Source organism: Streptomyces sp. CRN 30 (genome assembly GCF_034105845.1).
In genome coordinates, this window is sequence record NZ_JAVRHI010000447.1 from 16194 (window position 1) to 29081 (window position 12888).

Below are 12888 nucleotides of genomic sequence, written 5' to 3' on the forward strand. Positions count from 1 at the left end.
GTGAGGGTGGCAGGGTTGTCCGTGCACGGGTGCGGCAACGGAGCGAGCGAGGAGTCTTGCGGTGGGACACGACGGTCCGGACGGACGGGACGGGTGGGACGAGTTCTACGCCGGGGGCGGCTCCTTCCGGCCGCCGACGGACGCGGAGCGGCGGCTGCTGGCGGAGCACGTGCCCGCGCCGGAGGGCGGCGGCCTCGCCCTGGACGTCGGCTGCGGCCTCGGCGGTCTCGCCCGCCACCTGGCCGGGGCGGGGTACGAGGTCGACGCCGTGGACCGCTCGGCCGCGGCCCTGGCCAGGGCCGCGGAGGAGGCCGGGGAACACGGCCCGGCCGCGCGGACGGTGCGGTACCTGCCGCACGACATCGAGCGGGACCCCTGCGAGGACCTGCCGCGTCCGGCGTACGACCTGATCGTCTTCCGGCTCTCCTGGGCCTTCGTGCGCGACCGCACCCGGGTGGCGCGGCGGCTGCGGGAGCGGCTGCGGCCGGGCGGCGCCCTCTGTGTGATCACCCCGCTCGCGGCGGACGTACCGGAGGACCGGCGGGGCATCGCCCTCGACGAGGAGGAGATCGGGCTGCTCGGCGCGGGCTGGCGGAGCGTCGGCCGGTACGACGCGGACGGCCTCGCCCTCGTCGTCCTGCGCGACCCGGCCCCGGCCCCGCCGGTCTGGGCCGCGCGGGGCAGGCCCGCGCCGCACGCGCTGACCGGGGCCGGTGTCGTCGTCACCGACCCCGCGGGGCGCGTCCTGCTGGGCTGGTCCACGCGCGGCGTGTGGGAGCTGCCCGGCGGCAGGACCGACGCCGGGGAGGACTTCGCCGCCGCGGCGGTGCGGGAGCTGGCGGAGGAGACGGGGCTGCGGGCGGAGCCCGGCGCGGTGCGGCTGCTCGCCCTGCTGCTGGACTCCGTCGATGCCATGCCCCGGGTGACGGCGGCGGTGCACGTACCCCGGTGGAGCGGGGAACCGGCCGTGACCGAGCCCCGGCTGATCCACCGCTGGGAGTGGCACGAGCCGGCGGACCTGCCCGCGCTGGGGCGGCCGCTGTTCACACCGAGCGCGCACGTCCTCGACACCTACCGGCCCGGTCTGTTCCCGGGTCTGCCCGCCGTCCACCGTTATCCCCTCGCGCCGGGCGGCCCCGCTCGAACGGACCGCCCCGGGGATGCCCCTTCCGCATGACACCGCGCCGTACCGGGGCACCCCTGAGGCCCGCCGTCCGTTCTCACCTGCGGAAGGTCGGATGCCGGCCGCAGGGGCCGGCAGCGGAGAGGAAGATCCGAGATGAACCACCAGAAGGTGCGCGATCTGATGAGCGACGCCGTGGTCCGCGTCCAGCGCGGCACGCCGTTCAAGGAGATCGCCCACCTGCTGCAGGAGTACGACATCACCGCCGTGCCCGTCGTGGACGCGGACGACCGTCCCGTGGGGGTGGTGTCGGAAGCGGACCTCCTGCAGAAGATCTGGGGCGGCGACGAGGACGGCGTGCCGGGGCCGCCCGGCGCGGCCAAGGCGTCGGCCACGGACGCCGCGGGGCTGATGACGTCCCCGGCGCTCTGCGCCCGCGAGGACTGGAACGTGGTGGACGCGGCCCGGGTGATGGCCCGCCAGAACATCAAGCGGCTGCTGGTCGTGGACTCCGGGGAGCGGCTGATCGGGGTGGTGAGCCGCAGCGACCTGCTGCGGGTGTTCCTGCGCAAGGACCGGGAGATCCGGACGGAGATCATCGAGGAGGTCCTGCTCAAGACCCTGGGACTGGCCCCCTCGGCCGTGCAGGTGGACGTGGTGCACGGCCACGTGGTCCTCACCGGCCGGCTCCCGGAGCACGTGCCGGCCGCCCGGCCGGAGGAGCTGTGCCGGCACGTCGACGGCGTCGTCGCCGTGGAGTTCAGGACGGCGGGCGACGCGGAGACGGCCCGCTGACGGATACGGCCGGTGCCGTCGGGGCGCGCCGCCCGTCCGGCCGCGCGTGGGATGCGGCGCGGCGGCGCGGGCGGTCGGATGGGACGCGTGCGCAGACCCATAGCCGTGGCGGACGGCCGCTTCCGCCTGCTCGCGTCGGGCAGTTTGCTCGCCGCACTGTCCATCCTGTCCCCTCTCCTCACCGTCCCGGCGTCGGCCGGTGACACCCCCGACCGCGGTGCCGGTGACACACCGGTCCGCGGCACCGCCCACATGGGCATGGGCGTCCTGGCCCACGACGGCGAGCACGGGCGTCCCGTCCCCGGCGCCCGAGCCGCCCAGACGGAGGGCGTGGACGTCTCCAGCCACCAGGGCGTCGTCGACTGGCCGACCCTGTGGAACAGCGGGGTCAAGTGGGCCTATGTGAAGGCCACCGAGGGCACGTCCTACACCAACCCCGAGTACGGCCGGCAGTACGGCGGTTCGTACGACGTCGGCATGGTCCGCGGCGCGTACCACTTCGGGACGCCGGACACCGCGGGCGGTGCCGCGCAGGCCGACTGGTTCGTCGACCACGGCGGGGCATGGGCCGAGGGCGGCCGGACGCTGCCGGGCGTCCTCGACATCGAGTGGAACCCGTACGGGTCGTCCTGTTACGGCCGGACGCCGGGTCAGCTGGTGTCGTGGATCCGTGACTTCGTGGACCGCTACAAGGCGCGTACGGGGCGTGCCGCGGTGATCTACACCTCCACCAGCTGGTGGAAGCAGTGCACCGGCGACAGTGACGCGTTCGGGGCCAATCCGCTGTGGATCGCCCGGTACGCCAGCACGCCGGGGACCCTGCCCGCCGGATGGACGAAGCACACCATGTGGCAGTACACCTCGACGGGGCCGACGGTCGGCGACCACGACCGGTTCAACGGGACGCTGGATCAGCTGACCGAGCTGGCGGCGGGCTGACCGCGGGCTGACGGGGGCCGCCGCCGGTGGGGGCCGGCGGCGGCACCGCGCCGTCAGACCTGCGCGCCCGCGCCGGTCCGTTCGCCGCTCTCCGTCCAGTACGTGCCGTACTTCGCGGCCAGCGCCGCCGCCTCGGGGGGCGTCAGCAGGCGTACCGGCCGGTCGCCGAGGAGCAGCGAGAGGGCGCAGGTCTCCTCGACCTCGACGGCGGCCTCGGCGGCGGCGGCCAGTGAGCCGGCCGCGACGACGGGCCCGTGGTTCTGGAGCAGGGCGGCGCGGCAGGGGAACGGCAGCCGCTCCAGGACGTCGGCCTGGGCGGGGTCGCCGGGCGGGGCGTAGGGCAGCAGGGGTATCTGCCCGACCCGCATGACGAAGTAGGGGGTGAGCGGGGGCAGGGCGCTCAGCTCGGACCAGGGGGCGCGGCAGGAGGCGGCCGCGGCGTGCCGGGAGTGCAGGTGGACGACGGCCCGGGTGTCGCTCTCGCGCCGGTAGAAGGCGAGGTGGAGGGGGAACTCCTTGGACGGCCTCGGGCCCGCGACGTGGCCGCCGTCGAGGTCGAGGACGCAGAGCGCGTCGGGGTCGAGGGCGGCCAGGTCGGCGCCGGTCGGGGTGATGAGGACGCGGTCGCCGTCGCGGACGCTGACGTTGCCCGAGGAGCCGGGGCTGAGCCCCAGTCCGGCGAGGTGGGCCGCCGTCGCGGCGAGTTCCTGCGCGGCGGCGGTCATACGAGCTGCTCCCATGCCTGAGTGAAGATGTCGGTGTCCCCGAAGTTGCCGGACTTCAGGGCGAGGTCGACGGTGTGGCCGGTGCCGGCCGGGCGGACCTCGGTGCGGGCCCAGGCGACGCCGGGGGCGATGGGCGCGCCGATGCCGAGGGTGCGGGCCTTCAGGGCGGTGACGACCGCGCCCGAGGTCTCCCCGCCGGCCACCAGCATCCGCCGGGCGCCCGCCTCGACGAGGGCGACCGCGCAGGCGGCCAGCGCCCGTTCGACCAGTGTGGCGGGGGGTTCGGCGCCCTCGGGGGTGTCGGTCTCGACGTCCTCCAGGGTGGCGACGGCGTAGATCAGAGGGGGCTTGCCGGGGTCGGTGGCCCAGTGGTCGCGGACGAACGCGGTGAGGTCGGCGACGGTGGCGTCGAAGTCGGCGCGCAGCCGGGCGAGGTCGAGCCGGCGGTGCGGGAGCCGGCCGAGGGCGTGGGCGACCTGGCCGCGGGTGGCGGCGGAGGCGCTGCCCGCGAGGACGACGCCCGGGTCGCCGGGGACGGACGCGGGCCGGGCGCGGGCCTCTCCCGCGTGCGGCCCTGTGAGGCCGACCGCGAGCCCCGCCGCGCCGGTGATCAGGCCGAACTCCTCGGTGGCGGCGGCGACGACCGTGAGGTCCGTGTCGTCGACGGCGTCGACGACGGTGAGCGCGTCGGTGTGCTCGGGGCCGGCGAGGGCGGTGCGCAGGGCCTCCGCGCCGGCCCGGACGGTGTCGAGGCCGATCCGGGTGACGGGGTGCGTGGTCTGCGGTGCGAGCAGCGCCTGGAGGCGGGAGTCCAGCATCGGGGTGAGCGGGTGGTGCCGCATGGGGCTCTCGTCGAGCAGGTCGTCGTGGACGAAGAGCCGGCCCCGGTAGACGGTGCGGCCGGTCGCAGGGAAGGACGGAACCACTACGGTGCGCCGCTCGCCGAGCGCCTCCAGCAGGGCGTCGGTGACCGGTCCGATGTTGCCGCGCGGGGTGGAGTCGAACGTGGAGCAGTACTTGAAGTAGAAGCGCCGGCAGCCGAGCGCGCGCAGGGCGTCGAGCGCGCGCAGCGAGACGCCGACCGCTTCCTCGACCGGGGTGGTTCTGGACTTCAGGGCCACGACCACGGCGTCCCACTCGTCCGGGTCGGCGAGGGCGGCGGCCTCGTCCGCCCCGACGGCGACGACGGTCCGGAAGCCGCGCGCCACCAGCATGGTGGCCAGGTCGGTCGCGCCGGTGAAGTCGTCTGCGATGGCCCCGAGGGTCGGCATCAAGCCTCCTGCGTTGGTACTGCGTCCGGCGCGGCCCGCACGGCCCGCCGTGATGATCTGTGAAATTATGTTACCAGACTTTACGCAGGTGAGATCTGGTGATACACGTTGTTCACCGCAGCTTCTTGACCGCGCGTTCTCGGCACCGTCGCCCCGGCTTCCCGCCGCTCCGGCATCCGTCGCTCAAGAACCGGCCTGCACGAGAAGCACAGACACTGCCTTGCGCGCTCATTCAGGAGGGCACCCATGAACCTGCATCACTTGTTCGCCGACACCGGCGACCGGACGGTGCGGTACGCACTGAGCGGGGCCGGCGGCGGGTTCGCGCGGACCCTCCTGGCCCAGACCCGGCGGCTGCCCGGCCTCGTCCCCGCGGTCCTCTGCGACCGGGACCTCCCCCGGCTGCGCGCCATGCTCAAGGAGCTGGGACACCGCGACGAGGAACTGACCGACTGCGCCGACGCCGCGGCCGTCGCCGCCACCGCCGCCCGCGGCGGGATCGCGCTGGTCGCCGACGCGGAGCTGCTCACCGCGGCGCCCTGGGACATCCTCGTGGAGGCCACCGGCTCCCCGGCGGACGGCCTCGCCATGGCCGAGCGGGCGCTGACCGACGGCCGCCACGTGGCGATGGTCAGCAAGGAGGTCGACTCGGTCTCCGGCCTGTACCTGGCGGGCCTCGCCGAGGAGCGCGGCCTCGTCTACACCACCGCCGACGGTGACCAGCCCGCCAACCTCATCTCCCTGGTCACCTGGGCCGAGCTGCTCGGCCTCGACGTCGTGGCGATCGGCAAGTCCACCGAGTACGACCTGGTGTACGACCCCGAGGCCGGCACGGTCACCCAGCTCGACACCACCGTGCCCGCGGCGGAGCTGTCCGCCCTCCTCGGCCTCGGGGAGGACGTGCGCGGCACGCTCGACGCCCGCGCCGCCGCCGTGGCCGCGCTGCCGACCGGCGCCACCGCCGACTACTGCGAGATGGCCGTCGTCGCCAACAACACCGGTTTCCGCCCGGACACCGAGCTGCTGCACTACCCCGTCGCGCGCATCGCCGAGCTGGCCGACATCTACCGCCCGCGCGAGGAGGGCGGTGTGCTGCGCCGCACCGGCGCCGTGGACGTCTTCAGCGCGCTGCGGCTGCCCGGCGAGGCGTCCTTCGCGGGCGGTGTCTTCGTCGTCGTGCGCACCGACGACCCGGTGACCTGGGAGACGCTGCGCGTCAAGGGCCACGTCGTCAGCGCCGACGGCCGGTACGCCGCGGTGTACCTGCCGTACCACCTGATGGGCGTCGAGACACCGGTCAGCCTGCTCTCCGCGGTCCTGCACGGCCGCCCCTCCGGTGGCACCGATCCCCGCTCGTACGCCGTCCTCGCCGGACGCGTGCGCGAGGAGCTGCCCGCCGGGACCGTCCTGGCCATGGGCGGCCACCACCACGACGTCACGGGCGTCCAGGCCGTGCTGCTGCGCGGCGAGGAGGCCCCCGAGGACATCGCGCCGCTCTACCTCGCCGCCCACGCCACGCTCGCCCGGCCGGTGGCCGCCGGTGAGCTGATCCGGGTGGCCGACCTCGCCGACCCCGACGCCGGGCTGCTGCGCGCCTGGCGGGCCGGCCGCGCCGCGCGCGGCTGCCCGGACACCGCCGAAGGGACCACCACCTCGTGAGTACCGACCTCCAGCACCTGCTCCTCGGGGTCGGCTCCGTCGTCGTCCTCGTCCTGCTGATCACCAAGGCCAGGCTCCACCCGTTCCTGGCGCTCGGCCTCGCCGCCCTCGGACTCGGCGTCGCGGCGGGCATCGCCCCCGCCCGTGCCGTCGAGGCGTTCCAGGGCGGGTTCGGCGACGCCCTCTCCAGCAGCGGTCCGACCATCGGTCTGGGCACTCTGCTGGGCGGCATCCTGCTCGGCTCCGGCGGCGCCGACCGGATCGCGACCGTGTTCATCGGCTCCCGGCCGGTCCAGTGGATCCCGGCCGCCATCACGGCCGCCGCGCTGCTGATCGGCATGCCGCACCTGTTCGACGTCAGCTTCGTCATGCTGGTGCCGCTCGTGTACACCGTCGCCAAGCGCAGCAACACCCACCTGCTCTGGGTGGGTCTGCCGATGGCCGCCGGCCTCTACGTCTCGCACGGCCTGCTGCCCCCGCACCCCTCCCCCACCCTGGCCGTCACCGCCTACGGCGCCAACACCGGCCTGACCATCCTGTGGGGTCTGGTCATCGGCATCCCGATGGCCGTGCTCACCGGGCCGGTGCTGACCAAGCTGGTCAGCCGGTGGTTCGGCCCCGCGCCCGACCTGGACAAGGGTCCCGTGCAGTCGGCCACGGTCGAGCCCGAGCACCGCCGCAAGCCGGCCTCGTTCGCGCTGGCGATGATCACCGTGCTGCTCCCGCCGGGCCTGATGCTCATCGGCACGCTCGGCACCGCCAACACGGCCGAGGGCACCCTGCCGTACCAGTTCTTCGACGCCTGCAACAACTCGGTGCTGTCGCTGCTCGCGGCCGTGGTCTTCGCCTTCTTCGCGCTCGGCGTGCGCTCCGGCTTCGGTCTCGGCCAGCTCCAGAAGATGGCGGCGAAGGGCCTCGGGCCGGTCGGCGCGATCATCCTGATCCTGGGCGCCGGCGGCGGTTTCAAGGCGATGCTGACGGAGACCGGCATCGACCAGCTGATCTCCGACTACGCCGTGGACTGGGCGATACCCCCGCTGCTGCTCGGCTGGCTGGTCGCCGCGCTGCTGCGGATCTGCCTGGGCTCGGCCACCGTGGCGACGGCCGCGGCCACCGCCATCGTGGCGCCGCTGCTCGCCGCCTCCCCCGGCACCTCGCCGGAGCTGATGGTGCTGGCCACGGCATCCGGCGCGGTGATGCTGTCGCACGTCAACGACTCCGGGTTCTGGCTGTTCAAGGAGTACTTCCAGCTGTCGGTGGCGCAGACGTTCCGCACCTGGACGCTGATGCTGTCGCTCCAGTCGCTGCTCAGCCTCGGCGGTGTGCTGCTGCTCAGCACGTTCGTCCACGGCTGACGCCGCGAGCCGGTGACGGTCCCCGGACCGTCACCGGCATGATCATCGGCTAACGTCAGCACGGTCGAGAGGAGAGGCAGACCATGACCGCGGACGGCGAGCACCCGCCGCTCATCCCCGACCAGCGCCGTGAGCAGTTGCTGAAGCACCTGCGGCGCGACGGGGTGCTGAGCGTCCAGCAGATCACCCGGCTGCTCGGGGTCTCGCACATGACGGTGCGGCGCGACATCGCCGAACTGGAGCGCAAGGGGCTGGTCTTCTCCGTCCCCGGCGGTGTGCGGATCGCCAGCACCATCCACAGCGAGCCCGGCTTCCTGGACAAGACCCAGGTCGATCAGGAGCAGAAGCGGGCCATGGCCGCCGAGGCGGCGCGGCTCGTGCAGGACGGGATGACCGTCTACCTCGACGCGGGCACCACCCTGCTGGCGATGGTGCCGGCCCTCACCCAGCTGCGGAGCCTGACGGTGGTCACCAACGACTTCACCACCAACGGCCTGCTGATGGAGGCCCCGCACCTGGACCTGGTGCACGTCGGCGGCCGGGTCGACGTCTCCAACCGCTCCAGCGTCGGCCGGCTCGCCGCCGACACCCTGCGCCGGCTCGCCCTGGACATCGCCTTCATCAGCACCAGCTCCTGGGACCTGCTGCGCGGCATCACCACCCCGTCCGAGTCGAAGGTGGAGGTCAAGCAGGCGGCCATGGCCTCGGCCGCGCACTCCGTCCTGGTGGCGGGCTCGTCGAAGTACGGCACCTTCGGCCGCTACCGGGTGGCGCCGCTGACCGCGTTCGACACCATCGTCAGCGACGCCGACCTGACCGGGGCGGCGGCGGAGGGCATCCGGGCGGGCGGGTCGTCCCTCGTCCTGGCCCGTCCCTGAGGGGCGCGCCAGGACGACCGGGAGGGGCGGTTTTCGGCCAAGACCCACCCAGTGCCACAGTGCCGGGCGGGACCCCCTGTCATGTCCGACGGATGATCAATAGCCTTGGGGCGTAAGCCCGTTACCGCCCCCAGGGAGTCCCATGTCCACGGCTCAGCAGGTACCCGACATCCTCTCCCCCGAGTTCGCGGCCGACCCCTATCCGGCCTACCGGGTGATGCGTGAGAGCGCCCCGCTCATCTGGCACGAAGCCACCAACAGCTACATCGTCTCCCGGTACGAGGACGTCGAGCGCGTCTTCAAGGACAAGGCCGGCCAGTTCACCACCGACAACTACGACTGGCAGCTCGAACCCGTGCACGGCAAAACGATCCTCCAGCTCAGCGGCCGGGAGCACGCCGTGCGGCGGGCGCTGGTCGCACCGGCCTTCCGCGGCGCCGAACTGCAGGAGAAGTTCCTGCCGGTGATCGAGCGCAACTCCCGCGAGCTGATCGACGCGTTCCGGCACACCGGCTCCGCCGACATCGTCAGCGACTACGCGACCCGCTTCCCCGTCAACGTCATCGCCGACATGCTCGGCCTGGACAAGGCCGACCACGCGCAGTTCCACCGCTGGTACACGGCGGTCATAGCCTTCCTCGGCAACCTCTCGGGCGACCCGCGGGTCACCGCTGACGGGGAGCGCACCCGGGCGGAGTTCGCCGAGTACATGCTGCCCATCATCCGGCAGCGCCGGGAGAACCTCGGCGACGACCTGCTCTCCACGCTCTGCGCCGCCGAGGTCGACGGCGTGCGGATGAGCGACGAGGACATCAAGGCGTTCTGCAGTCTGCTGCTCGCCGCCGGCGGGGAGACCACCGACAAGGCGATCGCCGGTATCTTCGCCAACCTGCTCACCCACCCCGACCAGCTCGCCGCCGTCCGCGAGGACCGCTCGCTGATCCCGCGGGCCTTCGCCGAGACGCTGCGCTTCGCCCCGCCGGTCCAGATGATCATGCGGCAGTCGGCGACGGAGGTGGAGCTGAGCGGCGGCACGGTACCGGCCGGCGCCACCGTCACCTGCCTGATCGGCGCCGCCAACCGGGACCCGGAGCGCTACCGCGCCCCGGACAGCTTCGACCTCTTCCGGTCCGACCTGACCACGACGAAGGCGTTCTCCGCCGCCGCCGACCACCTCGCCTTCGCGCTGGGCCGGCACTTCTGCGTGGGCGCCCTGCTCTCCAAGGCCGAGGTGGAGATCGGCGTCGGCCAGCTCCTGGACGCCATGCCCGACATACGGCTGGCGGAGGGCTTCGACCCGGTGGAGCAGGGCGTGTTCACCCGGGGCCCGCAGTCGGTCCCGGTGCGCTTCACCCCCGTCGGCGCCTGAAGGAGGCACGGGCCCCGAAAGGGGCCCCACCGGGCCGGACTACTGCACCACCGGGGTGAACTCCACCGGCAGCGCCGTCAGCCCGCGCATCCAGATCGAGTCGCGCCAGGTCAGCTCCTCCGGCTCGACCGCCAGGACCAGGTCCGGCAGCCGCTCCAGGAGCGTCTCGACCGCCGTGCGCGCCATGACGTCGGCGAGCAGCGGCGCCGGATAGGGGCAGCGGTGCTCGCCGTTGCTGAACGACAGGTGCGCGGAGTTCTCGGCACCCACGTGCGACTCGGGCCAGATCTGCGGGTCGGTGTTGGCCGCGGCGATGCCGAGGACCACGCAGTCGCCGGCCCGGATCAGGCGTCCGCCGAGCTGGGTGTCGCGCACCGCCCACCGGCCGATGAAGTTCTGCGTGGGCGTGTCCAGCCACAGCACCTCGTTGAGGGCCTCGCCCACACTGAGCCGCCCGCCGGAGACGTTGACGGCGAACCGCTCGTCGGTCAGCAGCAGCCTGAGCGTGTTGCAGATCCAGTTGGCCGTCGGCTGCTGGGCCGCGGCGATGACGGAGATCAGGTCCTGCACGATCTCCTCGTCGGCGAGGCCCGCCGGGTGCTGGAGCATCCGGGAGGTGACGTCCGCGCCGGGCCGCTCCCGCTTCTCCTTCACCAGCTGCACGAGCCGCTCGCCCACCCGGCCGTACGCGGCCACCGGGTCGTCGCCCTCCGCCGCGTCCAGGGAGATCCGCAGGTCGTCGACGAGGTTCTGGGTGTCGCTGCCGGAGTGCGGCATGCCGCACATCTGGACCACGGCGATCATCGGCAGGGCGTGCGCGTAGGCGGTCATCAGCTCGGCCTCGCCGCTGCCGGCGAAGTCGGCGATGAGCCGGTCGGCGATCTGCCGGCACTCCCGGGCCAGTTCGAACTGGTCGACGCCCTCCAGCGCCTCGGTGATCACCCCGGCCCGCCGCTGGTGCTCCTCGCCCTCGGTGAACAGCACCGACGGCTGGTACCCGACGAACGGCATCAGCGGCCAGTCCGGCGGGATGTTCGGCCACTGGTTCCAGCGGCGGCAGTCCCGCGCGAACAGCTCGTCGTGGTTGGTGACGTAGGTCAGCTCGGAGTAGCCGAGGACCAGCCAGGCGGGGATGTCCCCGTCGAGGAGGACCGGCGCCACCGCGCCGTGCTCGCGGCGCAGCGACCGGTAGAGCTCGGACGGTGTCTGCTGGTACTCCAGACCGGCCAGGCGGATCGCGCCGCCGCCGTGGGCGGGGCAGCCCGGGGGCGGCGCGTCGGGCGAAGGGGATCCGGTCTCGGTCACGGTGTCGTCTCCCGGGCCATGGCGAGGGCGTACAGGTGGTCCACGAGGGTGATCAGGACGTCCTTGCCGGACCGTCTGACCCGTGCGTCGCACTCGATGAGCGGAACGTGGGCGGGCAGGGCGAGGGCCTGGCGGATCTCCTCCAGAGAGTGTCCGCCGGAGTCGTCGTCGAACCGGTTGACGGCCACCACGAACGGGGTGCCGTGGTGCTCCAGCCGGTCGATGGCGTACCAGGAGTCGTCCATGCGGCGGGTGTCGACGAGGACGACCGCGCCGAGGGTGCCGGAGAAGAGCCGGTCCCACAGGAACCAGAAGCGCTCCTGTCCGGGGGCGCCGAACAAGTAGAGCACCATGCGCTCGTTGAGGCTGATGCGGCCGAAGTCGAACGCCACGGTGGTGGTGGTCTTCGCGGCGACGCCGCTGGTCTCGTCGACTCCGACGCCGGCCTGGGTCATCACCTCCTCGGTGTTGAGCGGCCGTATCTCGCTGACGGAGCGGACCAGGGTGGTCTTGCCGACCCCGAACCCGCCGACGATGACGATCTTCAAGCCGGTCTCGGCGGCGTCGGCCAGCGGGACGTGGCCTGCGGGCAGCTCAGAGGTTGCGGAGCCCATGGAGCACCTCCTTGAGAAGGGCGGAGTCGGGGAGCGAGGCGACGGACGCGGCCGCGCGCGGGTGCCGGGCGGTGATCCGGCCCATGGCGAGGAGGTCGCCGAGCAGGATGCGCACCACAGTGATGGGCAGCCTCAGTTCCGCGGCGATCTCGACCACGGCGGTCGGGTGCCGGCACATCGTCAGGATGCGGGTGTGCTCGGACTGCATCCCGGCCGTCGGCTCGCTCTCCCGGACCACGAGGGTGACCAGGTCGAAGACGTCGTCGGCGCGGCTGCGGCCACCGGTGACGGTGTAGAGCCGGTCGGGGTCGCCGGTGTCGACGGGTTTGCGCGGGGTCATGAGGCGGCTCCCCCGGGTGCGGACCGGCGGGGTTCGGCGCGCAGGTGCTCGCCGATCTGCTCGACGAGTTCGGTCATCTGGTGGCCGACGACGCCGGGGTCGGCGTTCTCCTCGGCGATGACCGCGAGGTGCGCGCCCTGTCCGGCCTCGACGATGAAGAGCAGTCCGCCGTGGAACTCCGTCATGGAGTGGCGTACTCCCCCGGTGCCGTCCCCGAACTCGACGGAGGCGCCCTGGGCGAGGGCCTGGATGCCCGAACAGATCGCCGCCAGCTGGTCCGCCCGGTCGAGCGTGAGGTGTTCGGACCAGCACAGCTTCAGACCGTCCCGGGACAGGACGAGGGCGTGCCGGGTTCCCGGGGTGCGCTCCAGAAGGTTCTGCAGAAGCCAGGTGAGGCTGTTGTCGGTGGTCTGCATGGTGGTGATGGGACGGTGGTGCCCGGCTGACCGGTCACCGGCCCGTTCCTCCAATCTCACGTACGAAGGCAGGGAGTGGTGGGCGCCGAAGCCCCGGAC

General features: G+C 73.2%; 13 protein-coding genes. 7 read left to right on the forward strand and 6 right to left on the reverse strand.

The features are described from left to right. Positions 1-61: 61 nt before the first annotated feature. The 3 genes from UW392_RS50220 to UW392_RS50230 all read left to right on the forward strand — a co-directional run bounded on the left by UW392_RS50220 (position 62) and on the right by UW392_RS50230 (position 2857). The gene (locus UW392_RS50220; protein ID WP_320782108.1) at positions 62-1177 is read left to right on the forward strand and encodes a bifunctional class I SAM-dependent methyltransferase/NUDIX hydrolase; all 1116 of its coding nucleotides are present in this window, start codon (positions 62-64) and stop codon (positions 1175-1177) included. Positions 1178-1279: 102 nt separating this feature from the next. Beyond that, on the forward strand, positions 1280-1918 hold the full coding sequence (locus UW392_RS50225; protein ID WP_320782109.1) for a CBS domain-containing protein: 639 nt from the start codon (positions 1280-1282) through the stop codon (positions 1916-1918). Positions 1919-1996: 78 nt separating this feature from the next. Next, entirely contained in the window at positions 1997-2857 is an 861-nt protein-coding gene (locus UW392_RS50230) for a lysozyme (protein WP_320782110.1), read from the forward strand. Positions 2858-2910: 53 nt separating this feature from the next. On the opposite strand, the gene UW392_RS50235 is transcribed toward UW392_RS50230, so the two are convergent. Then, the gene (locus tag UW392_RS50235) at positions 2911-3582 is read right to left on the reverse strand and encodes a class II aldolase/adducin family protein (RefSeq protein WP_320782111.1); all 672 of its coding nucleotides are present in this window, start codon (positions 3580-3582) and stop codon (positions 2911-2913) included. After that, positions 3579-4853 (reverse strand): 3-oxo-tetronate kinase, encoded by a 1275-nt coding sequence (otnK, locus tag UW392_RS50240; protein WP_320782112.1) that lies wholly within the window; start codon positions 4851-4853, stop codon positions 3579-3581. The genes UW392_RS50235 and otnK overlap by 4 nt, the downstream gene beginning before the upstream one ends. Positions 4854-5099: 246 nt before the next feature. Here otnK and UW392_RS50245 point away from each other — a divergent pair, with 246 nt between their 5' ends. From UW392_RS50245 to UW392_RS50260, 4 genes are all read left to right on the forward strand, one after another. After that, entirely contained in the window at positions 5100-6512 is a 1413-nt protein-coding gene (locus UW392_RS50245) for a homoserine dehydrogenase (RefSeq protein WP_320782113.1), read from the forward strand. After that, positions 6509-7867: a gluconate:H+ symporter gene (locus UW392_RS50250; protein WP_320782114.1), complete on the forward strand. Its 1359-nt coding sequence runs from the start codon at positions 6509-6511 to the stop codon at positions 7865-7867. The genes UW392_RS50245 and UW392_RS50250 overlap by 4 nt, the downstream gene beginning before the upstream one ends. A gap of 83 nt (positions 7868-7950) precedes the next feature. Beyond that, positions 7951-8745 carry a DeoR/GlpR family DNA-binding transcription regulator gene (locus tag UW392_RS50255; protein ID WP_320782115.1) on the forward strand — a complete coding sequence of 265 codons (795 nt, stop codon included), beginning with the start codon at positions 7951-7953 and terminating at the stop codon, positions 8743-8745. A 142-nt stretch (positions 8746-8887) separates the two neighbouring features. Further along, the gene (locus UW392_RS50260) at positions 8888-10114 is read left to right on the forward strand and encodes a cytochrome P450 (protein ID WP_320782116.1); all 1227 of its coding nucleotides are present in this window, start codon (positions 8888-8890) and stop codon (positions 10112-10114) included. 39 nt (positions 10115-10153) lie between these two features. Here UW392_RS50260 and UW392_RS50265 read toward each other — a convergent pair whose 3' ends face one another. Genes UW392_RS50265 through UW392_RS50280 form a run of 4 tightly spaced genes read right to left on the reverse strand, consistent with a single transcriptional unit; the run spans position 10154 to position 12789 of the window. Continuing rightward, on the reverse strand, positions 10154-11419 hold the full coding sequence (locus UW392_RS50265) for a cytochrome P450 (protein ID WP_320782117.1): 1266 nt from the start codon (positions 11417-11419) through the stop codon (positions 10154-10156). After that, a complete protein-coding gene (locus UW392_RS50270) occupies positions 11416-12033 on the reverse strand; it encodes an ATP/GTP-binding protein (protein WP_320782118.1) in 618 nt (205 codons plus the stop codon). The genes UW392_RS50265 and UW392_RS50270 overlap by 4 nt, the downstream gene beginning before the upstream one ends. Continuing rightward, on the reverse strand, positions 12014-12373 hold the full coding sequence (locus tag UW392_RS50275) for a DUF742 domain-containing protein (protein WP_320782119.1): 360 nt from the start codon (positions 12371-12373) through the stop codon (positions 12014-12016). The genes UW392_RS50270 and UW392_RS50275 overlap by 20 nt, the downstream gene beginning before the upstream one ends. Continuing rightward, positions 12370-12789, reverse strand: coding sequence for a roadblock/LC7 domain-containing protein (locus UW392_RS50280; RefSeq protein ID WP_320782120.1), 420 nt, complete (start codon positions 12787-12789; stop codon positions 12370-12372). The genes UW392_RS50275 and UW392_RS50280 overlap by 4 nt, the downstream gene beginning before the upstream one ends. Positions 12790-12888 lie beyond the last annotated feature (99 nt).

Bases quoted from the DNA above. Each gene is read 5' to 3' on its own strand.
- UW392_RS50225 (WP_320782109.1), top strand. From the start codon at position 1,280: ATGAACCACCAGAAGGTGCGCGATCTGATGAGCGACGCCGTGGTCCGC.
- UW392_RS50230 (WP_320782110.1), top strand. From the start codon at position 1,997: ATGGGACGCGTGCGCAGACCCATAGCCGTGGCGGACGGCCGCTTCCGC.
- UW392_RS50235 (WP_320782111.1), bottom strand. From the start codon at position 3,582: ATGACCGCCGCCGCGCAGGAACTCGCCGCGACGGCGGCCCACCTCGCC.
- otnK (WP_320782112.1), bottom strand. From the start codon at position 4,853: ATGCCGACCCTCGGGGCCATCGCAGACGACTTCACCGGCGCGACCGAC.
- UW392_RS50245 (WP_320782113.1), top strand. From the start codon at position 5,100: ATGAACCTGCATCACTTGTTCGCCGACACCGGCGACCGGACGGTGCGG.
- UW392_RS50255 (WP_320782115.1), top strand. From the start codon at position 7,951: ATGACCGCGGACGGCGAGCACCCGCCGCTCATCCCCGACCAGCGCCGT.
- UW392_RS50260 (WP_320782116.1), top strand. From the start codon at position 8,888: ATGTCCACGGCTCAGCAGGTACCCGACATCCTCTCCCCCGAGTTCGCG.
- UW392_RS50270 (WP_320782118.1), bottom strand. From the start codon at position 12,033: ATGGGCTCCGCAACCTCTGAGCTGCCCGCAGGCCACGTCCCGCTGGCC.
- UW392_RS50275 (WP_320782119.1), bottom strand. From the start codon at position 12,373: ATGACCCCGCGCAAACCCGTCGACACCGGCGACCCCGACCGGCTCTAC.
- UW392_RS50280 (WP_320782120.1), bottom strand. From the start codon at position 12,789: ATGCAGACCACCGACAACAGCCTCACCTGGCTTCTGCAGAACCTTCTG.